The 25,408-nt window shown below is 69.0% G+C and carries 24 protein-coding genes, 3 pseudogenes and 2 CRISPR repeat arrays; of the genes and pseudogenes, 15 read left to right on the top strand and 12 right to left on the bottom strand.

Features of this window, described 5'->3' with window-relative positions; genetic code table 11:
- Nucleotides 1–49: 49 nt before the first annotated feature.
- Together ACFYXC_RS39045 and ACFYXC_RS39040 are read left to right on the top strand one after the other, a co-directional pair.
- On the top strand, nucleotides 50–517 hold the full coding sequence (locus ACFYXC_RS39045; RefSeq protein WP_389557531.1) for a hypothetical protein: 468 nt from the start codon (nucleotides 50–52) through the stop codon (nucleotides 515–517).
- Nucleotides 517–729, top strand: a complete 213-nt coding sequence (locus ACFYXC_RS39040) for a hypothetical protein (protein WP_389557529.1) — start codon at nucleotides 517–519, stop codon at nucleotides 727–729. Before ACFYXC_RS39045 ends, ACFYXC_RS39040 begins: the two co-directional genes overlap by 1 nt.
- Nucleotides 730–805: 76 nt before the next feature.
- Here the strand turns inward: ACFYXC_RS39040 and ACFYXC_RS39035 are convergent, their stop codons facing one another.
- The 4 genes from ACFYXC_RS39035 to ACFYXC_RS39020 form a co-directional block, all read right to left on the bottom strand.
- Nucleotides 806–2,377 carry a hypothetical protein gene (locus ACFYXC_RS39035; RefSeq protein WP_389557528.1) on the bottom strand — a complete coding sequence of 524 codons (1,572 nt, stop codon included), beginning with the start codon at nucleotides 2,375–2,377 and terminating at the stop codon, nucleotides 806–808.
- 319 nt (nucleotides 2,378–2,696) lie between these two features.
- A complete protein-coding gene (locus ACFYXC_RS39030; protein WP_389557526.1) occupies nucleotides 2,697–3,734 on the bottom strand; it encodes a hypothetical protein in 1,038 nt (345 codons plus the stop codon).
- A gap of 10 nt (nucleotides 3,735–3,744) precedes the next feature.
- Complete coding sequence (locus ACFYXC_RS39025) at nucleotides 3,745–4,635, bottom strand: XRE family transcriptional regulator (protein ID WP_389557524.1); 891 nt, start codon at nucleotides 4,633–4,635, stop codon at nucleotides 3,745–3,747.
- Nucleotides 4,632–4,847: a hypothetical protein gene (locus ACFYXC_RS39020; RefSeq protein WP_389557522.1), complete on the bottom strand. Its 216-nt coding sequence runs from the start codon at nucleotides 4,845–4,847 to the stop codon at nucleotides 4,632–4,634. Before ACFYXC_RS39020 ends, ACFYXC_RS39025 begins: the two co-directional genes overlap by 4 nt.
- 701 nt (nucleotides 4,848–5,548) lie before the next feature.
- A CRISPR array of direct repeats spans nucleotides 5,549–6,127; the repeat unit is 29 nt; unit sequence GGGACCATCCCCGCGGGCGCGGGGAGCAG.
- A gap of 35 nt (nucleotides 6,128–6,162) precedes the next feature.
- A CRISPR array of direct repeats spans nucleotides 6,163–7,916; the repeat unit is 29 nt; unit sequence CTGCTCCCCGCACCTGCGGGGATGGTCCC.
- Nucleotides 7,917–8,059: 143 nt separating this feature from the next.
- On the opposite strand from ACFYXC_RS39020, the gene ACFYXC_RS39015 reads away from it, so the two are divergent.
- Nucleotides 8,060–9,175: a three-Cys-motif partner protein TcmP gene (locus tag ACFYXC_RS39015; protein WP_389557521.1), complete on the top strand. Its 1,116-nt coding sequence runs from the start codon at nucleotides 8,060–8,062 to the stop codon at nucleotides 9,173–9,175.
- Between the two features lie 13 nt (nucleotides 9,176–9,188).
- Here ACFYXC_RS39015 and ACFYXC_RS39010 read toward each other — a convergent pair whose 3' ends face one another.
- The 3 genes from ACFYXC_RS39010 to ACFYXC_RS39000 all read right to left on the bottom strand — a co-directional run bounded on the left by ACFYXC_RS39010 (nucleotide 9,189) and on the right by ACFYXC_RS39000 (nucleotide 11,358).
- Complete coding sequence (locus ACFYXC_RS39010) at nucleotides 9,189–9,956, bottom strand: DUF5131 family protein (RefSeq protein WP_389557519.1); 768 nt, start codon at nucleotides 9,954–9,956, stop codon at nucleotides 9,189–9,191.
- Between the two features lie 188 nt (nucleotides 9,957–10,144).
- Nucleotides 10,145–10,960: a DUF721 domain-containing protein gene (locus ACFYXC_RS39005; protein ID WP_389557517.1), complete on the bottom strand. Its 816-nt coding sequence runs from the start codon at nucleotides 10,958–10,960 to the stop codon at nucleotides 10,145–10,147.
- Nucleotides 10,957–11,358, bottom strand: coding sequence for a hypothetical protein (locus tag ACFYXC_RS39000; protein ID WP_389557515.1), 402 nt, complete (start codon nucleotides 11,356–11,358; stop codon nucleotides 10,957–10,959). Before ACFYXC_RS39000 ends, ACFYXC_RS39005 begins: the two co-directional genes overlap by 4 nt.
- A gap of 693 nt (nucleotides 11,359–12,051) precedes the next feature.
- On the opposite strand from ACFYXC_RS39000, the pseudogene ACFYXC_RS38995 reads away from it, so the two are divergent.
- From ACFYXC_RS38995 to ACFYXC_RS38965, 7 genes and pseudogenes are all read left to right on the top strand, one after another.
- Nucleotides 12,052–12,797: pseudogene (locus ACFYXC_RS38995) on the top strand (DUF6192 family protein).
- Nucleotides 12,798–12,826: 29 nt separating this feature from the next.
- Entirely contained in the window at nucleotides 12,827–13,213 is a 387-nt protein-coding gene (locus ACFYXC_RS38990) for a hypothetical protein (RefSeq protein ID WP_389557514.1), read from the top strand.
- 33 nt (nucleotides 13,214–13,246) lie between these two features.
- Nucleotides 13,247–14,101, top strand: a pseudogene (locus ACFYXC_RS38985) (IS5 family transposase).
- Nucleotides 14,102–14,348: 247 nt separating this feature from the next.
- Nucleotides 14,349–15,485, top strand: a complete 1,137-nt coding sequence (locus ACFYXC_RS38980; protein WP_389557512.1) for a methyltransferase — start codon at nucleotides 14,349–14,351, stop codon at nucleotides 15,483–15,485.
- Between the two features lie 441 nt (nucleotides 15,486–15,926).
- Nucleotides 15,927–16,049: a hypothetical protein gene (locus ACFYXC_RS38975; RefSeq protein WP_389557510.1), complete on the top strand. Its 123-nt coding sequence runs from the start codon at nucleotides 15,927–15,929 to the stop codon at nucleotides 16,047–16,049.
- A gap of 92 nt (nucleotides 16,050–16,141) precedes the next feature.
- Nucleotides 16,142–16,267, top strand: a complete 126-nt coding sequence (locus ACFYXC_RS38970; RefSeq protein ID WP_389557508.1) for a hypothetical protein — start codon at nucleotides 16,142–16,144, stop codon at nucleotides 16,265–16,267.
- Nucleotides 16,268–16,321: 54 nt separating this feature from the next.
- Complete coding sequence (locus ACFYXC_RS38965; RefSeq protein WP_389557506.1) at nucleotides 16,322–16,828, top strand: hypothetical protein; 507 nt, start codon at nucleotides 16,322–16,324, stop codon at nucleotides 16,826–16,828.
- A 517-nt stretch (nucleotides 16,829–17,345) separates the two neighbouring features.
- Here the strand turns inward: ACFYXC_RS38965 and ACFYXC_RS38960 are convergent.
- On the bottom strand, nucleotides 17,346–17,837 hold the full coding sequence (locus ACFYXC_RS38960; RefSeq protein WP_389557505.1) for a hypothetical protein: 492 nt from the start codon (nucleotides 17,835–17,837) through the stop codon (nucleotides 17,346–17,348).
- 680 nt (nucleotides 17,838–18,517) lie between these two features.
- Here ACFYXC_RS38960 and ACFYXC_RS38955 point away from each other — a divergent pair.
- Genes ACFYXC_RS38955 through ACFYXC_RS38945 form a run of 3 tightly spaced genes read left to right on the top strand, consistent with a single transcriptional unit; the run spans nucleotide 18,518 to nucleotide 18,999 of the window.
- Nucleotides 18,518–18,640, top strand: coding sequence for a hypothetical protein (locus tag ACFYXC_RS38955; protein WP_389557503.1), 123 nt, complete (start codon nucleotides 18,518–18,520; stop codon nucleotides 18,638–18,640).
- A gap of 54 nt (nucleotides 18,641–18,694) precedes the next feature.
- On the top strand, nucleotides 18,695–18,817 hold the full coding sequence (locus ACFYXC_RS38950) for a hypothetical protein (protein ID WP_389557501.1): 123 nt from the start codon (nucleotides 18,695–18,697) through the stop codon (nucleotides 18,815–18,817).
- A 59-nt stretch (nucleotides 18,818–18,876) separates the two neighbouring features.
- Nucleotides 18,877–18,999 carry a hypothetical protein gene (locus ACFYXC_RS38945; RefSeq protein WP_389557499.1) on the top strand — a complete coding sequence of 41 codons (123 nt, stop codon included), beginning with the start codon at nucleotides 18,877–18,879 and terminating at the stop codon, nucleotides 18,997–18,999.
- A 134-nt stretch (nucleotides 19,000–19,133) separates the two neighbouring features.
- Here the strand turns inward: ACFYXC_RS38945 and ACFYXC_RS38940 are convergent, their stop codons facing one another.
- Nucleotides 19,134–19,490 carry an AAA family ATPase gene (locus ACFYXC_RS38940; protein WP_389557497.1) on the bottom strand — a complete coding sequence of 119 codons (357 nt, stop codon included), beginning with the start codon at nucleotides 19,488–19,490 and terminating at the stop codon, nucleotides 19,134–19,136.
- A 1,231-nt stretch (nucleotides 19,491–20,721) separates the two neighbouring features.
- Between ACFYXC_RS38940 and ACFYXC_RS38935 the strand changes: the two genes are divergently transcribed.
- Both ACFYXC_RS38935 and ACFYXC_RS38930 read left to right on the top strand, forming a co-directional pair.
- The gene (locus ACFYXC_RS38935) at nucleotides 20,722–21,279 is read left to right on the top strand and encodes a SigE family RNA polymerase sigma factor (protein WP_388916027.1); all 558 of its coding nucleotides are present in this window, start codon (nucleotides 20,722–20,724) and stop codon (nucleotides 21,277–21,279) included.
- A 2-nt stretch (nucleotides 21,280–21,281) separates the two neighbouring features.
- Nucleotides 21,282–22,607 carry a WD40 repeat domain-containing protein gene (locus tag ACFYXC_RS38930; protein WP_389557551.1) on the top strand — a complete coding sequence of 442 codons (1,326 nt, stop codon included), beginning with the start codon at nucleotides 21,282–21,284 and terminating at the stop codon, nucleotides 22,605–22,607.
- A 19-nt stretch (nucleotides 22,608–22,626) separates the two neighbouring features.
- Here ACFYXC_RS38930 and ACFYXC_RS38925 read toward each other — a convergent pair.
- From ACFYXC_RS38925 to ACFYXC_RS38915, 3 genes and pseudogenes are all read right to left on the bottom strand, one after another.
- Nucleotides 22,627–22,989: pseudogene (locus ACFYXC_RS38925) on the bottom strand (dihydrodipicolinate synthase family protein); the annotation flags it as partial.
- Nucleotides 22,990–23,043: 54 nt separating this feature from the next.
- Complete coding sequence (locus tag ACFYXC_RS38920; protein ID WP_389557495.1) at nucleotides 23,044–23,472, bottom strand: hypothetical protein; 429 nt, start codon at nucleotides 23,470–23,472, stop codon at nucleotides 23,044–23,046.
- Between the two features lie 438 nt (nucleotides 23,473–23,910).
- Nucleotides 23,911–25,371: a hypothetical protein gene (locus tag ACFYXC_RS38915; RefSeq protein WP_389557494.1), complete on the bottom strand. Its 1,461-nt coding sequence runs from the start codon at nucleotides 25,369–25,371 to the stop codon at nucleotides 23,911–23,913.
- Between the last annotated feature and the right edge of the window lie 37 nt (nucleotides 25,372–25,408).

Below are 25,408 nucleotides of genomic sequence, written 5' to 3'. Positions count from 1 at the left end.
GTCCCCTGTCATGCGGTGCCGGGTGAGACGTCGACAGCAGGGGGAGAGCGTGGCGAAGATCCGAAACCGTGGCGAGTTGCTCGGCTTCGGGGTGCCGGTCGCGCTCTTCCTGCCCGGGGTCGCCTACCTCGGGATCACCAACGGCCACCAGTTCATCACCAACGACTTCTTCGCCTTCATGTACTGCTGGGCCTGCGTCGGCTTCGCGTCGGTCCCGCTGCTGTCGTGGCGCCGGGGCGGCGGCCGGTACGCCGACCCGGGCTTCGTCCGCTCCGCGTGGTTCCCGTGGCTGTTCATCACCGGGCAGGGCGTCGCCTACAGCTCCCCGCGCAGCGATGCGAACGTCTTCATGCTGATCTTCGGCTGGGGTGCGTTCATCTACGCCGGGATGGTCGCCCTGTATTTCCTCGCCCGCGCGCTCTGGGGCGAGGACGACGACCAGGCCGTGCCCGAGGTCGACACCGTGCGGCCGGAGAAGGCGCCGGCGGACCCGTCCGACGCCCGAAGGAGGCCCTGATGAGACTCGTCTGGCTGACAGCGATCAGTGTCCTCACCGTCATGATGGCGGTGTTCACGCCGCGCGTACTGCGCACCGAGTCGGCGTGGGAGGCCGCTGCCTGGCTTTTCATGCTTGCCTGTGCGGTCGCCGCTGTTGCCGCGTTCATCCGCGCGGAGTTGCTGTTGCGCCGCCTGGAGCGAGACACCCACAGCGACGTCCCCGAGACCTGAGTCAGACATCCTCAACGCGGGCCTGCCCAGCAACGCCGGCTGCGGGGAACAGGGCCCAGCGCAGCCAGAGCGTGCCCTAGGTGTGCGGGAATCTCCGCCGGAACCATTCACGGCGGGCTTCGTGTGGGCGGCCGGAGTCGGTCGTGCATCGCTGGCCGGGTGGTGCGTCGCAGCCGGGGCAGGAGACGTCCAGCACACCCCACGAGGGCGCAGTCGACTGCTCCGCACGGTCGGCGCGCTGCGGTCGACGCTTCGTCGAGTTCCGCTCCCGCTCGGTTCGGATAGCAGGTGCAGTACGTGTCACGCTGCTGCGAGGTGTTCGTTTCGATACTTGGGCAGTATTGGCGCGAGCCTGCCAAATCTTGATCTGCTCCTGCCGATGGGAGTCAATCCGTGTACCAGCCTCAGCAGCGGCGCGGACGAGTTCTTTGACCAGCGCGCGCATCGGCTCCGGCGGCTGGAGCGCGCCGCGTCGCTCCAGGATTTCCAGGAGCTTGCGTGCCTGGCTGGCGGCTTCCTCCGCGCGCTTGTCGTTCAGCTCCGCCCGGCGTGCAGCTGCCTTGTCCTGCAGGTGCCGGGCATGGGCAGCCTGGCATGCCTTGGCCGCAGCCACGACAGCTGCTTCGGCTTTCGTACGTTTTCGGTACCCGTCGTTGCTGATGCGCTTGAGGAGCCGTCTGATCTTTGCAAGATCGGAGTCAGTTGCCGCCTGTGCCAAGTCGGCGAACGCCTGGCGGCGTTGTTCCTCCAGCCAGCGCCGGGCGTCAGTAACCGCCGTAGTCAGTTGGGACTGCAGATCGCCCTGTCCGACGTCCGTCAGTGCAGCGATCTCGGAGCAGGCGTGAGTCGCACGGTTCACCCATCCGTTGTTGATGGCGTCGGACAGGCTGCGCAGCAGTGTCTGTGCTCGCGCCTGGGCGTCCGGGACCCTTCTGGCCTTGCTTGCACCCCACTGGGATACGGGTCGGGTGCGGCGGGAGCGCACGATCTGCTCCACTGCTGGCGTCGACAGACCGTGCTCCGTCATCTCGCATTCGTCCAGCGCGAACCATTCGGTTTCCCGCGCGAATGCCTCGGTACCGATCCGCACCCGCCTGCTCGTACCCTCGCTGTCCAGGCGGATCCGGTGCACGTACCAACGCCGGATCAGCGTGTCCCGGTCGACCGGAACGCCCAGGCCGAGCACCGGCTCCAGGCCGCCGTCCCATACCGGCGCCACCGCCTGGTCCAGGTGCACCCGCAGCGCGCCGCGGGGCCAGCGGATGTCGACGACGGAGCCGAGCGGCGCCCCGGCCGAGCCGGTGTACTCGAAGCTCGCCTGCTCGCCGTGGCCGGCGAGCCAGGCCGCGGCCGCCGACCGCACGTACAGGTGATCCGCGCTGTTCACGCCGCGGGCGCGGCGGCCGCACAGGTGCGGGTGCCCGTCGGGGCCCGGGTGATGGGCGAAGTGACAGACCCGGTCGGTGTACAGCTTGGTGGTCAGCTGAAGACCGCACCCTCCGAGCATCAGCCCGCACCAGAACGTGTCGTGCTCGTGACGGCGTCGGAAGGCGTCCAGCTCGATCGCCTCCAGCGGCAGCATCAGTGGCTCCTCCGAGTCCGCACCGCCCAGAACCGCCGTCTGAATCTGCCGCTTGTCACCCTGCACGAACCCCCACCTTTCGTCCCAACTCATCCTGCCATTAACGGAGTTGGCTCCACAGGCGATGGACGTGCTCAAGCCGTCGTACGCAGCAGGGCAGGCTCGCCAGAAACGGTCGACGTGCCGGCCTGACGGGCCCGCGCGTTCCGCGCGCGCCTGGCGCAGCGCCAGGCGCGGGCGACATCCAGCAGTCGGTACGCCTACGCGCGGCCGATGCCGAACGCCCACCGCTCCATCGTCCTCCGGGCTGGCGGGCAGGACAGGGCATGCGGAAGCACGGTTGCGGGCCCTTGCCTCAGCCTCATACTCCTTGGCCTCACTCCGTCTACCTGGGGAAGGCAGGCCGGGGTGCCCCGAATCCGGAGGGTGCGGGGGAGAACACATAAGCCGCTCGCGTCCGGAAGCGGCTCAGGTAATAGGCCATGCGATTGCTGGGTTCGTCAGGGTTGTCGGCGACGGTGGCTGTCTTCCAGCAGACAGCGGCCGCGCCTTTGAAGAACACGTGCGCGGATGCGGGTTCGTAGTCGGCGGCGGTGACTTCCACCAGCAGGTGTTCTGGTCCCTGGGCTGTTGTCTGGACGGGTGCGCGTTCGCCGGAGTTGTCCAGAGGGGGCCGGTTGGGCAGTTCCCCAGCAAGCACCGTGTCCGGAACGTGGCGGGGTTCGCGCCTACCCGACGCCGCCGCGATGATGATCTCCAGCTGTTCGGCGAAGTGTGTTCCCGGCACGGGCAGTTCGAAGTCAGGGTGGCGGTCGTAGCCGAGGGCGACGGCGGTGTCCACGAATTCGATGACGGCCTGTGCCACCGGAGTGTAGGCGCGCGGGGTGGCGAGTGTGAGGTGGCTGAGGATGCGCAGGACGGTGGCGAAGCTGGTGTCGGCGGTCATCATGCGGTGGGCCGGAGCGTCTTCCTGGGCGTCGATCTCGTTGTCCTCGGGTACGTAGGCACCGGCCTGGGCCTGCCACAGGGCGGCGGCGTGGATGTCACCCCGGGCGAGGTGCTGCAGGTAAAGGCAGTAGGAGGCGGGAGCGTCGTCGGCGCCGGCCGCGTACTGCCACCAAAAGCGCGCGCCGTCGGCGGCGCCGGCGAGCTGCAGGACGCAGCCGAGGATCCAGGCGGCCCGTGGCTGTGGCACCTGGTCGGTGAGGAAGTCGGCTAGCTGGTCTGCGGTGCAGTGGGAGACGACCGCCTCGCACAGGGCGGCAAGGCTCTGTGCGGCGCTGTGGTCGGCCACGTGTGGCCGGTAGCCGTCCCACAGCAGGAGATCGTCCTCGGCAAGGTCGTTGTAGGGGACGACGTCGCAGGGGACGTGGGGCCGGTGCAGCAGCAGCGACTGGGCGAGGAGGTCGTCGATGGTGCTCATGGCGGGGTGATCACTCCTGGGTGTCGGTGTCGGGGAAAAGTTCGTTAAGTGCCCCGCGGGCATGGTGGTCCAGCGTGTGGGTGAGGGCCGGCGACAGGCCGACGATGCCGGGGATGGCATCGGGGTCGATGCCGCACAGGTAGCGCAGGACGGTGATGTCCATGTGGTCTGCGGGCAGGCGGGAGATCGCGTCGAAGAACTGTGCCTGGAGATCGATGCGGGCCAGCCGTTCGCCCAGGTCGGAGATCTCGGCCTGGGCGGTCGTGGAGAACGCCGCAGCACGTATATCGGGATGGCCGCCGGGCCGCTTGGGGGTGCGGGACAGGACGGTCGTACGCAGCAACTGCCAGGCGTGGAGGGGGGTGTTGGAGCTGGTGGTGGCCTTCTCCCAGGTGAGCCACAGGATGTCGAAGGTCTCCGCAGCCGCTTGCCGGGCGCGCTGCTCGGACTGGAGGAAGACCTGCGCGTAGGCGGTGTAGGGCCGCCACATGGCCTGGGTGAGCCCCAGGTGTGCGATGGGCTGTTCCTCCTCGTCGAACCGGACATCACGGATCCGGCTCTTGATCCAGGCGGGGTCCTTGTCGGCCTCCACGGCTGCCACCTTCCATAGCCGGCACACCGGGCTGACGGGGATCTCCAGTGCACGGACCACGCTGTAGGTGATTTCCCAGCCGGGGTAGTAGCCCTTGCCGCGCAGGAGTTCGGACAGGCGGGCCTTGGAGTAGCCGGAGCGGCTGACGAGGTCGTCGAGGGTCAGACCGCTCGCAACGAGCCGGCTGCGGACCGGCTCCAGCCACGTTCGGTGCGCTGTACCGGCGCTCTCGCAGATCGACTCCGGCGGGCGGCCGCGACGATGGGGCGGATCCCCTCCGGGCTGCTCGGGCATCTGGGGCGGTTTCACCGTGACGGCTCCTCACTCCCGGCAGGCGAAGCCGCCGTCGTACCGGATCGCACGGCCGTGCCGCCCAACGCCGAAATTATCTGCTGGATGAGGAGCCCGAGGGAGGGCAGCAGCGCAGCCACGGCTGCGAGCTGTCCCAGCACGGTCATGACCGTGCTCCACGTGAGGACCGCCGCCAGAACGGCCACGATCATCACCTGCTTGCTGTTCATGTCACCTTCCCTGCAAGGAAGAAGCGTCTGGAAAGGCTCCCCCGGGACGGTGCTGAAGCGCCCCGGAGGAGTTGGGGAACAGCATGCTGTGCCGAGCACAGACCACTCAACGTGATCATGGGATTACGGAACAATGACATCACGTCACCCGCCCGGCCCCGCCGACCCGTTGATCCACGACGGTCACCAGCGGCGCAAAATCATGTCTGAAGGAACACTTTTAGCGGCGAAACCGTACTTGCCGTTGCGGCACCGACGGGATGGCCCACCATGGAAGACGGACGCCTCCCCCGGCGTTGCACCTTCCGGTCTGGAAGGCCGCGCGGCCCCCGTGTGCTGAAGAACGACCGACGGGGACCGCCCCGCTTCCGTCCAGCCGCCCACGCGCTGGGCGGAAGCGGACCCGCAACAGACGCCCCTCCGCCGCGCGTCCGACACCTCACAGGACGCGCCGTGCAGGGCGCGGTGGCCGTCGGACGGGACGCAGCAGCGGACCACGAGCCGTTCCCGGGGGTCTCGCCGCCTCGCAGCGCTCAGTAGGAACAGGGTGCGCAGGCGGCGCCAGCACCGATTTGTCTCGCATGCGAGACAACGGCGGGGTGCAGGGCCAGACGGCACCGTGTGGCCGATGTCCAGGTGCGACGCGGATCCCCGCATCCATGGGGAGCAGGAGGTGACGCGGTCTTCGTAGGCGTACGTCGGGGTCCATCCCCGCAGGCGCGGGGAGCACTCTGTGAGCTGGGCCACGACGCGTAGCCGCGCGGGACCATCCCCGCGGGCGCAGGGAGCAGACGATGTCGACGAAGATGCTGCTGCAGAACCTGGGACCATCCCCGCGGGCGCGGGGAGCAGGGCAAGGCCCGGGTGCCGACCACGCCCGGCGTGGGACCATCCCCGCGGGCGCGGGGAGCAGACAGCCGGTCGCGGTCGGCGGCCCGGCCCGTGGGGACCATCCCCGCGGGCGCGGGGAGCAGGGCTCCTGCACTGCACGTCGCAGCGCTGATGCGGGACCATCCCCGCGGGCGCGGGGAGCAGCCCACCTCCTTGGCCAGCTCCGCGAACTTGCGGGGACCATCCCCGCGGGCGCGGGGAGCAGGGCCCCCGGCCTGCCTCCACACGAGGTGGACCGGGGACCATCCCCGCGGGCGCGGGGAGCAGGAGGGCACTTCCCTGCGCGCTATCGCGGACTGGGGACCATCCCCGCGGGCGCGGGGAGCAGCCTGGCTTCGGTTCTGACCCCATCGATACTCAGGGACCATCCAGGCGGGTGCGGGGATGGTCCGTCGCAGCCGTGGGTGCGTGAGGGCGGGGTCTGCTGCTCCCTGCACCTGCGGGGATGGTCCCCCGCCCATCACGGCGCCGGTGATCGAGCCCGCCTGCTCCCCGCACCTGCGGGGATGGTCCCGGCACCGGACGCCCGGAGCCGGTGTTCACGACCTGCTCCCCGCACCTGCGGGGATAGTCCCGCGACGATCTCCAAGGGCACGGGCGGCCGGAACTGCTCCCCGCACCTGCGGGGATGGTCCCACCAAGACCCGAGGATCAGGCGGGGGATGCCTCTGCTCCCCGCACCTGCGGGGATGGTCCCCCCCACCCCGCTGTCCCTGGCCCGCCCCACCGCTGCTCCCCGCACCTGCGGGGATGGTCCCTCCGCCGACCCCTCGCGCACCATGCTGCGGGTCTGCTCCCCGCACCTGCGGGGATGGTCCCGGGAACTGGCACCACGTCGTGTACGACCAGTACTGCTCCCCGCACCTGCGGGGATGGTCCGGCGGTGACCTGATGGAGGCCCTGGCCATCGCTCTGCTCCCCGCACCTGCGGGGATGGTCCCCAGTCCAGGCCGTCCTTGATGTGGCCGACCGACTGCTCCCCGCACCTGCGGGGATGGTCCCGGTGCGCGTCACGCGCGTGGACGGCTGTGGTCCTGCTCCCCGCACCTGCGGGGATGGTCCCAGCCGCTCGTAGAAGGCGGTCATGAATTCAGCCTGCTCCCCGCACCTGCGGGGATGGTCCCACGCTCCGCGTCACTCAGGTGTGCGCCAACTGCTGCTCCCCGCACCCGCGGGGATGGTCCCAGAGGGACGGGCGAGACGTAGTCGACGATGGCCTGCTCCCCGCACCTGCGGGGATGGTCCCGAAGCAGTCCACCGACGCGGAGCGACGTACACCTGCTCCCCGCACCCGCGGGGATGGTCCCGAATCGGCAGGCGCATCCAAGCCGCCCGCGAACTGCTCCCCGCACCCGCGGGGATGGTCCCGGGAAGGGTGAGCGACTGGTCTACTCGACGTTCTGCTCCCCGCACCCGCAGGGATGGTCCCGTCTGGTCCACCCCCAGAAACAGGGTGCGTACCTGCTCCCCGCACCCGCGGGGACGGTCCCTCCGCCCGAGACGCCGGCGCCCACCCCGGCTCCTGCTCCCCGCACCCGCGGGGATGGTCCCGCACCGGATGCCCAGTCAGCTGCTCCAGCTCTCTGCTCCCCGCACCCGCGGGGATGGTCCCTGTCGTGGGCGGAGTGCGGGCCGCAGGCCGCTCTGCTCCCCCCGCGGGGATGGTCCCAGGGACACCACGGAGTACGACGGGGATTTCCTCTGCTCCCCGCACCGGCGGGGATGGTCCCCAGGGGCTTGCGGAGTCCCGGAAGGGCGCAGGCTGCTCCCCGCACCCGCGGGGATGGTCCATCGTCGCCCAGTCCCTCGCCAAGACCGACTTCCTGCTCCCTGCTCCCGCGGGGATGGTCCCTCGAACCGGATCGAGTACTGATGCTGGTAGGCCTGCTCCCCGCACCCGCGGGGATGGACCCTTTCTCTACGTCATCAAGGCGGCCCCTGCGGGCTGCTCCCCGCGCGTGCGGGAATTGTCCCAGCGTGAGCCCGTCGGCGCGCGGCCTGCAGAACTGCTCCCCGTGCGTGCGGGGATGGTCCCTTCCTGATCGGCTGCGTGCCGCCCAGGACGCTCTGCTCCCCGCACCCGCGGGGGTGGTCCAGAAGAAGCCACGGCGCTGTGCTTCCCCGCACCCCGCACCCCGCACCCCGCACCCCGCACCCCGCACCCGCGGGGATGGTTCCGAGGCCCGCGCCGAGCAGAGCCGCAAGGACGACTGCGGCCAAGCGGTACTGGTACGGCAGATCTCCGTCTGGAACGCGTTCTGGCGTCTTGTGGTTACTCAGCGGACAATCTGTGCCACATTCTGTTGTCCGAGGGGGTCGGCATGGGTGTCCTGTGGCCTTTGGAGCCTGCTACGGCAGCCAAGCACCGTCTGTACCAGCGGTACCTGGACGCATGGTGGCCGATCCTGCTGCAGACCTCTCAGCGCACCGGCTACAGCAGGCCGCGGGTGACGCTGCTGGACGCATTCGCCGGCCCGGGCCGCTACGAGGGCGGCGAGTCGGGCTCCCCGGTGTTCATCCTGGACCGGCTCTTGCACCACACTGCCGTCGATCGGATGAACCTCAGCCCGCGCCGGGTGCACCTGGTCTTCATCGAGAAGGACCGGGCCCGCCACCAACACCTCGTGGCCGAGCTGACGGACCGGTTCGGGAAACTGGCCGACCTGCCGGTGAGGGTGGAGGTCCGGCGCGGCGAGGCGGGCCGGGACAGTCTGCCGGTACTGACCGAACTGGGCGCCTGGGGGAATCCGATCCTCGGTATCTTCGACAGCTGGGGCAGTGTGAACGTGCCTCTGGAGGTGATGTGGCGCATCGCCCACAACCGCTCCAGCGAGGTCATCACCACCTTCGGGCCCAACTGGTTCAGCCGCCGCGAGGAGCTCAACGCCGACATCCTCGACGAGGTCTTCGGCGGCCGCCAGCACTGGACGCCGGCAGCGGACGAGGCCCGGCCTGATGAACGCTGGCGTGCGTGGCTGGGCACCTACCGCAGCGCGCTGCGCCGGGCCGGCTTCGGCTACCAGCTGCAGTTCCGTCTGGTGCCCCGCACCGGCACGCCCCTGTATCTGGTCTTCGGTACCGGCAGCGATGCAGGGCTGAAGGCCATGAAGGAAGCGATGTGGAAGGTCGACGACCGTGACGGCGAGAGCTTTCAGGACCCCCGCACCCGCGGCGCCCTGCCAGCCGGGCAGCTCGACTTCTTCCAGGCGTTCGATGCCTGCGACCCGGAACTGATCGAGCTGGTCACCCAACGCCTTGCAGCCGATGGGGCCACGGTGGAGACCGTCGGGCAGTGGCTGCTGACCGAGACCGCCCGCTGGATGCCCACGCACGCACTGAAGGCGGTGCGGCAGATGCGGCAGGAGGGCTCCGTGGTGGTGCAGTCGCCGGGCAAGCTGACCAGCAAGAGCTGGGTCAGCCTGCCCGCCGCGGCCTGAGATCGCCCACCGGTCAGACGGAGACCCTGTTCTTGAGCTGCGGATACTCGCGCACCTGCAGACCGGCGGGAAAGCGGGCGATGTCTTTGTGGTGAGCCTTGTGCCAGCATGAGCCGAGCTGTTTGACGAACGGCGCCGTCCCATGGCGCCGACAGCGGCCGACGATGTCGGTAGCCCACTCCTCGTGCATCGGCCGGGCACCCGGCCCGGACTCACCGCCCACGATCACCCAGTCGATACCGGTCAGGTCCAGGTCGGAGAGCGGACCGAGCAGCGGCTCACAGGACAAGAACCGCACGGCCGCCGGCACCAGCCGCAGGTCATCTACACGCGGCAGTTCCTTGGCGGTCTCCACGGACACGCCCATCCACAGGTTGGCCGGCCACTCAAGGCGGTCGGCGACCAGCCGCAGCCGCCGCGCCCGTTTGGTCAGGACCTGGTAAGTGTGCTGCGGCGTGTTCGCGATCACCTCAAAGACCTGCTGCACGTAGTCCAGTGGGACCCGCGCGTGGAACAGGTCGCTCATGGAGTTCACGAACACCGTCCGCGGGCTCTTCCACCCGTACGGCACGGCCAGCGCGTCCGGGTGCAGCGTCAGAGCGAACCCCGGACCCGAGGTGCGCGGATCCCCGTCGTTTTGGTACTTCGCCGACCCCATCGCCTTGAGCCGCTTGGCCAGCGTAAGCGCGTAGCAGTGGTCGCAGCCGGACGACACCCGGTCGCAGCCGGTTGTCGGATTCCAGGTCGCCTCGGTCCACTCGATAGAACTGCGATCGCTCACCGGTCCCCTCCCACCCTTACGCCCCTGGCCTCACTGCAGTAGCCGTCTTCCTCTGTGTGCTGCCTAACGATGCCGTCCTGGTCCGAGTCGCGGTATGCGTACGCCGGTATCCGACCGCATCCGATGCCTTTCCACGCTTTCATATTCGAACCTCCGTTTGAATAGCGGTGCGGTGACATTCGTGTTGCTCATGCCGTCTGCTCAAGCCCGGCAGCCTCCGGCGTCCGTCTGGCCCGCTCATGGCGGGCACGGCGCAACGCGGCGAGCCGGGTCTTCTCGGACTCCTGGCGGCGCTGGGCGCGCACTGTCTCGATCGAGGGCGGCTGCTCGTCCGGCACGTCGGTCTCGGAAAACGCCCAGGCGCTGAGCGCGCGCATCGCGGCGGTCTGCCGCGCCACCGCGTCCGCAACGGCGGGGTCCGCCCGGGACGGCGGCGCGGCCTGGCGGTGCGCCTCCATCGCGCGCCGGTACCCATCCGGCTGCGGCTGGCGCTCTATCGGAACGGCGGGCACGGAGGGTGCGGCCGGGGTGGCGGCCGCCGCGGCGGTGGGGCCGACCTTCGCGGGCGCGAGCGCCAGGACGTTCAGGGCGCGGACGTTCGCTGCCTGTACCCGTTCGTTGGCCGCCGTGATCAGCTTTGGGGCGCTCCAGCGCAGCTTCGTGCCGACGGCCGGGGCGTCGGGGACGACGTCCAGGCGGCCGGTCTCCGCGTCGAACGCCGTCGCCTGCACGCGCCCGGCGAGCTCGGGCACGGCCGCGGCGAGGATGGCGTCGAAGTCGGCGAGGACAGATCCGCCGGCGGCCGGGGCGACCATGCCGCGCTCGGTCATCATCATGCCGATCGCCGCACCGAGCCCGAGCGGCTCGCGCCCGTCGCGGCGCACGACGGTGGCGGTGCGCCGCTTCGGCTTCTTCGTCTGGGCGGCGCCGTTCTTCTTCGCTGCCTCCCGGGCCGCGATGAGGGCCTGGCGGGCGAGGTCGACGCCGCTCAGCGCGCCGGTCATGCGATCACCGCACCGGAGGCGTCGCCATCCAGCGGGCGCGCGGCGAGGGCGGGCAGCCGCTCCGTCCACGACGCGGGCTTCCCGGTCCGGGCGGCGGACCGCTCGCGCAGCTGCTCCAGCCGCGCCGCCAGCAGGTACTCGGCTACGCGCTCCCTCGCCGTGTCGGCGGCCTTCGTCGCGGCGACGACGGCGTCCGCGCCGGCCGGGTTGTGCTGGAACCACGGGCGGCCCTGCTCGGACCGGTACGCCCGCCGGGCCTCGGCTTCGGCCTCCGCCGTGCGGCCCAGCAGCGCCAGGGCGTCGTCCTGGTACGCGCCGACGGCCTGCTGCGCAACCTGGAACGCGGTGAACGCGTACGCGTCCGCAGCCGCCTGCGGATCCGCCTCCAGGGTGGCCACGTCGGTGATCTCCAGGAACTCCTGCCACGCGGCGGTGCTGTCACCGATGGCCGTCCGGGCCTGGTCGGCGACGGCCGCGACGCTGCCCAGGTCGGCCAGGTCAACGGACCAGACCGCCGCGTAGAGCCTGGCCTCACCGATCAGGGACTCGGTCTGACGTCAATAGTCGCGACGCTCACACAGCCCGGCCGCCCGCGGCTGCCCGCAGTCCTCACACGGCAGGGCCTGGCGCACCGCATCTGCAGCGGCCACAGCCGCACGTTCGGCCTCCGCCCACCGTGCCGCTGCCGCGCGCCAGGTGTTGTCGACGGTGGCACCGACCTCTGCTGGCCGCCCGCACGGGTGCCCCGCACGCCTTGTTCGTGGGAGGAACTGACTTTCTTGCGAATGTTGTTGAGGGGACGTCACGCTGGGCTGAAGTTCGTGCACTACTGGGTGGTGGAGGACGCCGGAGTTGCCGACGCACCAGGACCCCAAGGAGAAGACCTGTGGAGATAGCGGTGGTTGCGCCAGTGGCCTTGGGATTGTGTGGTGGGGCGGCACGTGTCGGCTACCTGTGGATCCGTGCCCGGGCCACGGTAAGGCTGGCTGAGATAGACGAGGACGCACTCAGCACCCAGTTGCAGGTACTGCCGCCGGGAAGCCGGATCTCCAAGCGCCGGCCTGGGCAGAGCGAGACCGTGGTCCAGATCGGTGGCCTGGCTGGCAGCCAGGGGGGCCTCGGTGGATAACGACACACGGCCTCCTGCTGTGACGACCACACCGGTCGTTCTTGCCCCGCCACGGCCACGGCAAGCGGCGGCAGCGGTCACTCCCACCACGCTGCGGCAGTGGACACCGGACGGTGCGAAGCGGGTCGTCGGCCAGCGGGTCGACCGGCCGGTCACGGTGGATGAGAAGGTCCAGGCCGTCGCCGACCTGACCCGGGACGACGAGGTCGCCGCACAGGTCGCCACCGATCTGCTGAAGCGGCCGGCGGTGACCGAGCACGTCACCCCGGCCGAGCGGGTGCGAGTCGTCACGGAGCTGACCAGGGACGACACGGTCGCCAAAGAGGTCACGACCAGCCTGCTGCGACGGCCGGCCGTCGCCCGGACAGCGATGCGCGACGACACCACCGGATGCTCGTCAACCGTGCGCAGTTCGACAACTCCAACGAGACGCGCGAACGGATCCGGGAGCGCACACCGGCCGTCCGGAAGATCGAGCACACCATCGAATACCTCGACCTGGTCGGCTCCTGCCACGGCTTCGTGGCCACCCTGGGCCGGCTGGTCCCGCAGCTGCGCGGGCAGGAGTTCACCGAGGACGAGCGCGAGACCGTCCGCCGGCAGATCGGCCGGGTCCGCGCGGCGGCGGACTGGCTCGAAGGCGCTCTCGACAACGGCGAGTTCACCCTGGACGAGCAGCTCGTGCAGCTCCTCAAGGGCGAGGAATAGCCGTGCCGCGGCGCCGGGAGGTCCGCCCTTTGGCCGAGCACTACGGCGACCTGGTCCGCGTCGCCCTGATGGAAGCACGCCCCGCGGGCCTGCACACCTACCAGCTTATGGCCGCCACCCGCCTGACCCGCTCGCAGGTCGGCCGCGGCATCCGGCACGTCCGCGACGTCGTCGCCGCCGAGAACCTGACCCCGATCACATGGACCCGCGGAGACGGCTACATGTTCTCCGACGACCCCGCGGACTGGATCGAGTACGACAAGCGCCAGTTCCGCCAGATCCTCGGCCGACTCACCCGGGTGATCACGGGCACGCTCGACCCGCACCTGGCCCGCTACCCCGACGACGAATGGGCCCAGCTCGCCACCGCCCAGCTCACCGGCGTCCGCGCCACCCTCGCCCAACTCTCCAAATAGCCCTCGCCGCCGATCACCTCTGCCGAGCCCGCCATGCCCGCTGCCTCCCGTCGCCGCCGCTACCCCTCTGACACCTCCGTCGCCGAATGGGCCCTGCTGGAACCCCTGCTGCCCATCCCGGCCTGCCAGACCAAGACCGGCGGACACCCGGAAAAGTGGCCCCGGCGGGAGATCGTCGACGGCATCCGCTACATCGTCGACAACGGCGCGAAGTGGCGGGCCCTGCCTGCGGATTTCCCCCCGTGGGAGACGGTTTACGGGTTCTTCTGACGATGGAACCGGGCCGGGGTCGTCACCTACATCCGTGACCAGCTACGCCGCCGGATCCGTACGGGCAAGGGCCGCTGCCCCCACCCGGTGACACTGATCGTCGACTCCCAGTCCGTCAAGGGCGCCTCCACCGTCGGCAAGGACAGCCGCGGCTACGACGCCGCCAAGAAAATCAACGGCCGCAAACGACATATCACCGTGGACACGCTCGGCCTGCCCGTGATGATCACGGTGACGCCCGCCGACATCCAGGACCGCGGCGCCGCCCGCGAAGTCTTCTGGCGCCTGCGCCTTACCCAGCCACAGATCACCCAGGTCTGGGCCGACCGCGGCTACGCCGGCGAACTCGTGGACTGGGCCCGCGACCGACTCTGGCTCACCCTGCGCATCGTCTCGCGGCCCAAGGGCACCAAGGGTTTCGTCGTCCTGCCCCGCCGCTGGAAAGTCGAGCGCACGATCGGCTGGTGCTTGAACGCCCGCCGCAACGCACGCGACTACGAACGTCTCCCGCAGCACTCCGAAGCACACCTGAACTGGGCACTCATTACCACGATGTCCAGGCGCCTCACCCGCAAGAACCCGCGAACCAGCCAGTGGACGAAGAATCCAGACCGTTGACCTGGCTTGCCTGGTGCTTTTGGCAGCCGAACAGCACCTGTGCGAGCCTTCTGCCACTCCTCCGAAAGGGCTGACCCTGATGCTCGGCATGGTTGTCTGGGACGTCCGCTCTCGCGCTTCGACGCGAGAGCGGTAACGGCCACCTGCCTCAACGCACACGCCTGTCCCATAGACAGGCGTGGGTTCAGCCTGCTCCTCGTCGAAGTGCTCTTCGTGCCCCTGCACGTTCGACCACGAGGAGTACGTGGTGTCCACCATCCACTGGACCGAAAATCACACCCACCAGTCCGCCCGCTGGCATTCCGAGAACGCCGCCCCTCTTCCCCAGCGAACCGTCGTCGCTGACGACCGGATGAAGGCCAACGACGCCTACCGACAGGCGTGCGAAGGAACGGCCCTGCTCTGGCAAGGCGACTTCCACAACGCCCGGCAACTCCTGCAGGCGATGGGCCGCCGCATCGACCGCAAGCCGCCCAGGTCCAGCACGTCCCCGAGCGAGAACTTCCACCTGCACCGACGCAGTAGCAGTCACCGCGCCCGTGTCCTCGGAAAACTCCTGGTGCTGTTGGACGACGACTACACCTTGACGTTGCGCCGGGCGCCCGACGTCCGCCAGGCGTGTCTGGAAGCTTATGGCCCCTCAAAGGGGCCCATGGCGGTCTCTCTGCGGGAACTGTTGGGAGTGATCGGCGCTCACCAGTGGCGCCTGAAAGGGATCGACGTGCCAGCGCTCGGGACTCGCATCCACCCCCACTACGGCGTGTTCGCACCCGTCAGAGGTGAGTACGTGGACCTGGTCGCCCACACGCCACTGCCGCCGGCGACCCGGCACAGTCCCGCCAGCAGTACGGCATTCGACCTCGGCACGGGAACAGGCGTCCTCGCTGCGGTCCTGGCCCACCGCGGAATCAAGCACGTCGTGGCCACCGACATCAGCCCACGTGCCCTGGCTTGCGCCAAGGAGAACGTCCACCGGCTAGCGTTGACCGACCGTATCCAGGTGTCAGGCCCCGGCCTGTTCCCCGAAGGCCGCGCCGACCTCATCGTCTGCAACCCGCCCTGGCTCCCCGCCCGTCCGACCGGCCCCATCGAACAAGGCGTCTACGACCCGGACAGCACCATGCTCCACAGCCTCCTCGCCGGACTGCCCGCCCGCCTCCGACCAGGCGGGGAGGGCTGGCTCATCTTGTCCGACCTGGCAGAGCACCTGGGCCTCCGGACACGTCAGCAGCTGCTCGACGCCATCCAGGCAGCACAACTTCGCGTTGTGGACAAGGTCGATACCAAACCCCGGCACCCACGCTCCAAGGACGCAGCCGACCCACTCCACACAGCGCGAAGGGCCGAGACCACGTCCCTCTGGCGTCTGATCCCGGCACCATGACCGGCACCCGGACCACGCAACGGCATCCAGCCTCCCAGTTCACCAGGTGAGCACATCCCGTGGGTGACTTCGCCGCGCTCACGGGCTGGCCAGCCGGCGGATCAAAAGCACCTACTAAGCAGATGAACGCTCGGTTCCTTCGACACGGACACCCCCACGGAGAAGCCCTCCTTTCACCCTCCAACCTGCTGTAATAATGAGCACGTTATCGATCACCAGACATCCTGTACCCCTGGTCCGATGACACCCCTGTGCTGACCATGTGATAGTCGACGGCGTCACTGATCATCCTGACGGTCCACCAGCCCGGAGCGGGGCTGGTGACCGGTTCCTCCGGCAACGCCCGGGGACTGTCGCCTGCTGGTGGCACGGGCACTCCTAACAAAGGGCCCTCGCCAGCGGAAGCGCTGGACAACATTCCCCCTCAACGAGGAGAAGTAAATGCGTAAAGCCGTACTCGGCCTCTTCGTGGCACTGGCCGCGGTGCTCGCGGTAGCACCCCTCTCCAGCGCCGACCAGACCCAGACCGTCGCCTGCTGCGGCGGCATGCCCGGCCACGGGTAACGGGGCCCTCGCCAGCGGAAGTGCTGGCCCAAGGTTTTCCCCTCGACAGCGGAAGTGCTGGCCCAAGGTTTTCCCCTCGACAAGGAGTTGTGATGCGCAGAGCCGTACTCGGCCTCTTCGTGGCACTGGCCGCGGTGCTCGCGGTAGCACCCCTCGCCAGCGCCGACCAGAGCAACCCCGTCGCCTGCTGCGGCGTGACGCCGCCTGGCCACCCGTAAAGGAACGGCTTCACCAAGTCCTACTTCTATCAGCACGTAGACCAGGGAGAAGACATGCACAGCATTCGGCGGATCTTCAGCATGGGGGCGGCCGCGCTCGTACTCGGGGCAGGACTCATAGCCGGCTCTTCCGGTACAGCTCAGGCGGCGCCGTCGGACTGCACGGGGGGTGCGAACGGTTTCACCGACATCCCGGACAGTCTCAGCGGTCAGGGTGTGGCGGGAGCAGGGGCTGTGGTGATCGACAATCCCCACGCCGTCGCCTCGTACGCGATGCAGGCCGGCAATGTCGGAGGCACACAGATGGCGTGGGGCGTCCTGACCACCGGAAGCAACGGCGATTGGGGCCCCACGGCCAGGGGACTGGTCTGGATGGATGTCACCAACAACGGCGGGGCTTCGTGGATCCAGTGTGGTCCGTTCACCACGTTCTCAGCCGGCGCCAGGCTCACGACGGCGGCTTACCCGACCAGCAGTTCGGCGAGCCGAGCCTTCCGTGTCTGCGCGCAGGTGACCAGCCTCGGCACTAACAGCAACATCGCATGCACTCCTTGGTGGTAGACCGCCTCCATGCCTCATTCCGGACATCACAGCCCTGCAACCGCCTGCTGAGGAATGCGCCTCGGACACTTCGCCGACCGCCTCGGCAGTGATCTCTATCAGGTGGACCAGCGGGGAGTCCGGCTCGTACAAGTAGGCCGTGGCGCGCAGAGTGTGGGGCATCGGCTCTCCTGTCCGGGGCAGAGCGTGCGGGGCCGGGCTGTCCGGTCCTGCGCCCGGCCCCGCACCGGCCGCCGGGATGTCGGCGGGGGTGTGGGGCGGGATGCAGGAGCGTCAGAGAAGGGCGCCGGTCACGGCGAGAAGGAGCAGGGCGAGGGCGGCCAGGATCAGGTCGACTGCTCGCTGCAGGTGCGTGAACTTGCGCACCGCGATCCTGGACAGGACCCGGATGCGGGCGGCGCGACGGTCGCCGTGCCGTTGCCGAGCCGGGCGGCACAGGATCCAAGGGCTCAGGCGGATGGTTCCGCGCCCCCTTAAGGAGACTGAGACGTCGAGACGTCGGTTCGCCCCTGATGCGTCACAGGTGCGCCGACGTCGGCGTCTCCAGCACCACTTCTTCGTCGTCGGTGAAGACGCCGGACGCCGTCACCCCGCCCAGGATCGCGGTGACGAGCGCCGCCGCGCCGACGAGTGTCCACCGCGTCCGCCATGGCCTGGTGCGCGCCGGTGCGGCCACCGCGGGTGCGATGTCCGTGAGCGTGGTGTTAGTCAACGTGGTGTCTGCCGGTGCGGGGCCGCACGCGATATCGGTGCGGGCGTCCAGCCATGCCTGCGCCTCGGCGCCTTGGATTCCGCAGGCCGCGACGAACGCCGCGACGAGCTCCTCGCGGGGAAGCCGGTCCCTGCCGAGCATGGTCGCCGCCGTGGAGTACGGCAGGCAGTGCCCCGCGTCCGCCGCGTGGCGTTCCAGCCGGCGGTAGCTCAGACCCGACCATGCCCTGAGCCGCCGCAGCGCCGCCACGAAGGCAAGCGCGTCGGTGTCCGGCGGTGTGGGCGGCGTGGTGGTCATAACGGTGGTCCCCCTCGATGAGCTGGACGTACACGATCTCGCACAAGCTCGAACACCCCGACAGCTTGAGGAACAGCGACAGCAGTGGTCAACCTCAGTGCGGATTGCCGATGTTGGAGGTCATGGGTCATATGGATCTGTCCCGCTGCCGTCACACCCGAGCCGACGGTGCTGGCACTGGGCATCGCGGCTCGCATCCGCACGGAGGGGAGACGACTGGTTGCCTCACCTCGCTGCAGCCGGCCGACCCCGCCACCGGTCAGCAGCCGAAGGAAACCTCGTGGCCGACCTTCGGTCTTGACGGACGAGTCCCCACCAAGAACTTCGCCCTTCATCAGGTCCGGACCCTCCCAGCGAACCCTCCAACACCCACCACCTCACCCTGTATGACCGCCTGATACCGGCAACACCTCACGGATGGTGCATCACGCAAACATTCACCACCCCTGCAGCCCCGCCCGCCATTTCAGGCGTATGAACCAGTGACCGCTTCAAGCGTCCCCGGACTCCAACACGGAGGAGAAAGCCATACTCGGCCTGCTCGTGGCACTCACAGCCGTACTCGCCGCAGCACCCCTCGCCAGCCCCGACCACACCCAGACCGTCGCCTGCTGCGGCGGCACTCCCGGCCAGCCGTAAAGGAACGGCTTCACCAAGTTCTACTTCGACAAGGAGATGTGATGCGCAAAGCCGTGCTCGGAGTCTTTCTGGCGCTGACAGCGGTACTCGCTGTAGCGCCCCTCGCCAACGCCGACCAGACCCAGACCGTCGCCTGCTGCGGCGGCACTCCCGGCTTCCCGTAAGCGGCACCCGTCAGCGATAGAACCAGACCCGGTCCCCTTTCCCAAGGAGTTCAGATGCGCAAAGCCGCACTCGCACTGTTCATGGCGTTGACAGCCGTACTCGCGGCAGCACCGCTCGCCAGCGCCGACCAGCCGCACACCATCGCCTGTTGCGGCGGCGGGCCCGGCCACCCGTAGAGACCGTCAACAGCGGAACCGCTGGCTCAACAGGTTTCCCCTCTCTATAAGGAGATGTGATGCGCAAAGCCGTGCTCGGAGTCTTTCTGGCGCTGACAGCGGTACTCGCTGTAGCACCGCTCGCCAGCGCCGACCACACCCAGACCGTCGCCTGCTGCGGCGGCATGCCCGGCCACGGGTAACGGGGCCCTCGCCAGCTCGATCTTGCATGAGGGCCCGTCAGCCCACTCGCCGGCGGGCCCTTCTCCTCATTCGAAACGGTGATCAGACGGAAGCCTGCGCCTGGCCATACGTGCGTCGTCCGGCCGTACGCACTTCACGGTCGGGGAGCCACCCGTCTACTGCGTGACGTGCCTGTGAGCAGGTGGTTAGCGGCGGCCGTTCGGTAGAAGAACCGCCCGGACGCTGTGGCAGTCCGAGGTGCGTTCGTCGCGTCGATGACGGTGGTGAGCTGGCGCGCCATGCGGCGTTCCAGCAGCAGGTGCAGGGCGTCGACCGCATCGGCGGTCGCCTCTTGGTCGTCCGCGTCGTCGCTGACCGCCTCGTGTAGCGCATCCAGGGACAGGACCTGCGAGGCAGGCCAGGTCTCGGCGAGCGTCGTCTTTCCCGCCCCGGACGCGCCGATGAGAACCACCAGGCCGTTCAACGGCTCCGGAGAGAGCAGCACACGCATGAGGGGATTCCCCTTCTGCACAGATGGGCCGGGCTGTCCGGTCCTGAGCCCGGCCCCGCACCGGCCGCCGGGGGTGTCGGCGGGGGTGTGGGGCGGGGCGCGGGAGCGTCAGAGAAGGGCGCCGGTCACGGCGAGAAGGAGCAGGGCGAGGGCGGTGAGGATCAGGTCGACCGCCCACTGCAGGTGGCCGAACTTGCGGACCGCGATCGCGGACAGGATCCGGATGCGGGCGGCGAGGCGAACCCTTCACTGTCCGGCGAGGACGTCCTGGTCGAACTCGGGAAGCTCGTCGCGAACATTCGAGCTGACGACGGCTACATTCCCGTCCCGAGAGGGGACCAACGGGCCCCGTGAAGGCTGTCGCCGGAGACGATGACGCGTCCGTCCTTGCACGCTCCGTAAATACACCAACGTTATGGAGGAGGGTGGAGCCGTACCGAGGTAGGCGCGCGTCCCTGGAAGCTGACCAAGATCATTCTTGCTCAATTAGACAAGAATGATCTTGGTCGTTTCATGGGGTGCTGCCGCAAGGTTCTACATCCGTCGTCTTGGCCCCTCTGTATGAGATGGCAGGGGTCGATTTGAGTGAGCCAACACTTGGACCGAAGAAGTCTTTGGGAGTGAGCCTGCCGTAGTGCGTCCGCGTCCATTCCAGACCGTTTGCGTCGGTCACGGTGATCTCGCCGACTCGATCGTCCTCGTCTTTGTCGGCGTTGCGAATCTCACGCAGAGGGATGACGACGCGGGTGCAGGGCGGAATCATGCCCAGCCAAAGCGAGCCCGGCCCTGGGTACTCGCGGCCGCCAGGATCCTCCAATCGAACCCATACTCCGGCAGGGTCCAGGGCAGGGTCTTTGAGAAGTGCCGAGGTGGGCGGTTCGCCTGCTGAGTGTTGGATGTGACTGCTTGTCGACTTCTGCCGGCAGCCACCCTGGACGCAGAACAGGCATGGCCGCTGGTGATCGTGTGGGTGTCGAGTCCGTATGAGCACCGAGCGAGTCCATGCCTGCGCACCCATCTTCCCGCATGCCCTCATGTCTCCGGCAACTGGGGGACGCCTCCGGCGTGCTCGCCGCGCAGTTCCCCGCGCCCCTGGAACGGGGCTCCGCCCCGGTTCTCGTGCCTTCGGCGGCGCAAGTGGTTGCCGTCGGCAGACATAGCCGGAGGCGGGTGCGCGCGTCTGTACGGGTGGGAGCGGGGACGGGCCCGCCCGGGGGGAGAGAAGGTGACGATGGATGCCGAAGGACACGAGCGGTTCCGGGACTTCGTGGAGAACCGGTCGTCGGCGCTGCTGAAGACCGCCGTCCTGCTCAGCGGCGGCGACCGCCACGCCGCCGAGGACCTGCTGCAGAACGCGCTGGTCAAGGCCGCTGGCCGCTGGCACCGCATCGACGAGCCGGAAGCGTACGTACGGCAGATCCTGTACCGCCAGCAAGTGAGCCGCTGGCGGCTGAAATGGCGGCGCCGGGAACTGACCGTCGCCGAGCCGCCGGAGGCGGCGGGCGGAGGCGACGCCTCTTCCGCCACCGAGCTGCGCATCGTGATGCGCGGGGCGCTGGCGCGGCTCACCGCCCGGCAGCGGACCGTCCTCGTGCTCCGCTACTTCGAGGACCTGCCGGAGACCGACGTCGCCCGCATCCTCGGCTGCTCGGTCGGGACCGTACGGTCCACCACGCACCGCTCGCTCGCTCGGCTGCGCATCCTCGTGCCGGAGCTGTCCGCGCTCGGCGCGGCCGACGCCGAACAGGGTCCGTCCCGCGATCTCTCACCCGTGGAGGTACGTCCGTGAACATGGATCAGCTCGTACGTGACACCCTGCACGAGCAGGCTGCCGAGGCCACGGCCACACCGTCCGGCTTCGCGGGCCGGGTCCTCGCCGTCCGGCGGCGCCGCCGCAGCCGTGCGCTCGCCGGCGCCGCGGCGGTCACGGCCGTCGCCGTCGCCGTCGCCGTGGGGGTGCCCGTCCTGTACGACGGAAAGGACGAACCGCGGCTCGCCAGCCAGATGAACCGGAGCGACATCGTCGCCCACCCGGACCAGTCGCCGCCGCGCGACCTCATCGCGGCGGGAGACACCGCGCTGGCCGCCTACTTCACGCGCGACGCCGTCGAGGAGACCGGAGGCCAGGTCGTCGACCGGCGCGCCTACCACCTCCTCGACCAGCGCACCGGGAAGTACGTGAAGGCCCCCGAGTGGTCCTTCGTCGCCGTCGCCCCCGGGATGCGCACGGCCGCCGTCCTGGAGGAGGAACTGCCCACCAGGCGGATCGGGCTGCTCGACCTCCGCACCGGCGAGGTCGAGCGCTGGATCAGCGTCGACCACCCCGTCGCGGGCATCGAGTTCTCGCCGGACGGCGACAGGCTCCTCGCCACGACGTACAGCGAGAACCCCGACAAGCTGGAGTTGGCGCCCAACGACAGCGACCACGACGGCAAGAGGAACGACTGGTTCGTGCAGTACGGGAAATGGTTCCGGACCGGCTTCTACGTCCTCGACGTCGACTCCGGCGACGGGGCGTGGCGCGAGGTCGCCGGCCGCGAGGGGAAGGAGTTTGCATTCGCCGCTCCCCGCCGTGACTTCGCCTTCAGCCACGACGGCGAGCTGGTCCGGTCCGCGCTCTCGTGGGACTCCCGTATGCAGTACTACGACCTGGAGGGCGACAAGACCGCCGTTCCCGAGGACGAGAAGTATCTGAAGCGGTCCTCCGGAGCGGGACTGTCCCCGAACGGCAGGCTCGTCGTCGGCGACTCCGCGGCGGGCGGCGCGTTCGAGGAGAAGTCGAAGGACGGGTCCCCGGACCGGGGCACCGTGAAGGATGCGGTGCCGCTCGGCAAGGTCCCCACCGGTCTCCCGGCGGGCGGCGACGAGCCCAGCGGCATCGAGATCAACGAGCCCTCCACGGGCGAACGGCTCCACACGGTGCCCGGACAGTCGCCGCTCGTCTGGGCCGACGACAAGCGCCTGATCAGCTGGGACATCGAGCCCGGTACGAACGAGTTCCACAACCGGCTCGTGCTCGTCACGGTCGGCAGCGACAAGACCGTCCCGCTGAGCGGTTTCCGGCAGGGGAACGACGGCGCGCCTGGACGCTGGGTGCCGGTCTTCGCCCGGCGCTGAGCACGGGAGCGGTAATCGGTCAGGTGCCTGCCACCAGGCGCTCGTGCTCGGCCAGCAGCCTGTCGGTCACTTCGTGGCCGGCGGGCCGCAGCGGTGCCCGTACCGGACCGGCGGGCAGGCCCAGGGAGTTGAGCAGGGCCTTCGCGGTGACCGTGCCGGGCAGGCCCGACGCCATCATCGACTCGATGAGCGCGGTCGCCCGTTGCTGGCGCCGCGCCGCCCCGGCGGTGTCCCCCGCGTCGAACACGTCGAGCACGGCACGCAGTTGTGCGGGCACGACGTTCGCCACCGTACTGATGTATCCGGCGCCGCCCACCGCGTACAGGGCCAGCGCGTGCTCGTCGCAGCCCGCGTAGTACGCGAGGTCCGTGCGGGCCAGCACCTACGCCCATGTGTTCCTGGCGGAATTGGTAGATGATCTCGACGAGTTCCGGTCTCAGCCGCATCCAGGCACGGGCGGTACGGATCCCTTCATCGACCTGGTGCATGAACCAGCGCATGACCTCGTACGGGACGTCAGCGTGCCCTGCGTGCGGGTTGAAGCACACTGTGGGTTCCCATGCCGGTCCTCGTCGGGAACGATTGCGGTCACGAGAGTCTGTTGCTTGGGAACGAGATCCAGTTCCAGGTACCAGGCGTCATCGGGCACGGAGTACATCGCGGTGATCGTGTAGTCGCCGTCGGGGTGTCGCAAGACCATCGCCGCATGCTGCCACGCCCTCCCAACGCAGCCCGACGAGTTGCCCCCTTCGCTGCTCCCCGCGCGTGCGGGGATGGTGGTGGCGACCTGCCGGATCGTCGCCTGGGGCCGCGACTGGTACAGCGCGACCGCGTCCGCCTTGAACTGCGGCGGATAGTGCTTCATGACCACGAGATGTCCGTTCTCAGATCCTCAGGATCCAGTGTCTCGTGTGTCCAAGATCAAGGGTCAAGGCCCAGGATTTCCTCGCCCACGACCCTGTACCAGGTGATTGCTACTTCCAGCAGTAGGGGTGGGAAGTCGGGAAAACCCATGGCCAGCAGAAGTCGGCAGTCACGCGGGCGGTCTGGCTGCGGCGGGCGTGCTCGCCGGCCCAGTCGGAGACTTCTTCGGATGGTGGCGACTGCGAGGTCGTAGTCGCTGCCTGTCCACGTCGGTGTGGTGTTGTTGACGAGGACGTGCCGGACGTTGCCGATCCGGTCCGCCTGCCCGGGCTGGGGCAGACCGCACGCGGAACCGGACGCTGTGGAAGTGGTCTGACCGGCGGCTGGGGGCGTCCGCCGTGGCGGACGCCCCCAGCCTCTCCGGGAGGTGTGCCGGTGCTCAGTCCTGGATCTCGACCCAGTAGGGGTCGCGGTCGTACAGGATGCGGTCGCTGAAGAGGTACCACGTCAACAGGCCACCGGCGGAACGGTTTTGGCTGCGGTCCACGGCGCGTACCGAGAAGGCCCAGTCGACGCTGGCTGCTCCTTCGTTGGTGACGGAGAAGGGGTACTCGTCACAGTCGAGTGTGCTCGTGTCGTAGGGCGGCAACCCCCAATCGCCCTCGTAGGGCGGCCGGCGGTTGCAGGCGTTGTCCTTCATGTTCTCGTTGAGCTTGTCGATGGTGCCCTCGTGGGGGACGCGGGTCAGACCCCGCCCGTCGCGTGTGCCGGTGTACTTGCCCGGGATGTCCTTGGTCTCGTCCAGTTCCACGGGGTAGGTGCGGGTGGGATTGTCCTGCGCGAAGCGGATGTGCCGGGCGACGGCTTCGACACGGGTGTCGCTGATCTTGTAGATGAGGTGCGGGACGACGTTGTAGTTGACGCAGGCCCTCGGGTAGTCGACGCCGAAGTTGGAGAAGTAGTTCGCCGAGTCGCAGCGGATCTGCCAGCTGTCGGTGCGTCCTTCGGGGCCCTGGTACTCGTCCTCGTCGCTGCCGCCGAAGCGGAAGAACCAGTCGTGGAAGAGGACCTTGTCCACGGCGGTGCTGGCTTCCTCGTGGGAGTAGATGTCCCAGTGGAGCCACTCGTCGTGGTAGTCCCACTCATCCCAGGTGTGCTCGACGCCGCTGCCGGTCCCCTGGCAGTAGTCGTAGCCGTCCGCGCAGTCGGAGAGGATGTACATGTGCAGGTCGGGCGCTGTGAACAAACGGTCCCACGGGTCCCAGTCGTCGTACGAGACCGAGCCCTCCTCGACGCGCAGATAGGTTCGGATGCCGCGCTGGGTACCGCTGCCGACAGCGACGGCCTGGGCGATGAAGGAGTTGGTGCCCTCGTACTCCCTCTCGCCGTTACTCTCGACCTCCCAGTAGCGCAGCCCGACCCGCATCCGGTGGCACCACACCCACCGGTTGAACGTGAGCCCGCCGCGCTGGTTGACCGCGTCACGGCCGAGGCAGGTCTGGCCGTCCTGCGGTGGGGTGTCACCCCAGGAGGTCGGCGGTGCGGCCGTGGCGGTCACCCCGTCGGCCTGGAGGGAGACTTTGGAGGTGTCCCCGTATTCGGGGGCGCTGGCCCCTCGGGACGCGGTTTCGGCCAGTTTGGCGTTCGCCTGCGCCTCGGTGGAGGGCTTGCCCTTGGCGGTCGTTTCGGCGGCGACCGTCCAGTCGGACCGGTCGAGCGTTCCCGCCGCCTTGAGCCTGTCGTACCGGGCCTCGCTCATGACGACGGGTTCGACAACGTAACGCGATGTCGAGGACGGACGTTCGGCGCCGGCCGCGTCGGGTGCGGCCAGGAGAGCCGATAAGAGCACTGCGGCCAGGGTCGAACCCGCGAGTCTGATCCGGGTTTTGGCTCTTTTCATGGGTACGTTCAACTCCATTCCTTGGTGGAGTGTTGGC

Origin of the sequence: Streptomyces sp. NPDC002701 (genome assembly GCF_042889045.1) — a bacterium.
Taxonomy (GTDB): Bacteria; Actinomycetota; Actinomycetes; order Streptomycetales; family Streptomycetaceae; genus Streptomyces.
Note: the sequence above shows the minus strand (reverse complement) of the source record. Positions and strands in the feature narration are given on the sequence as shown.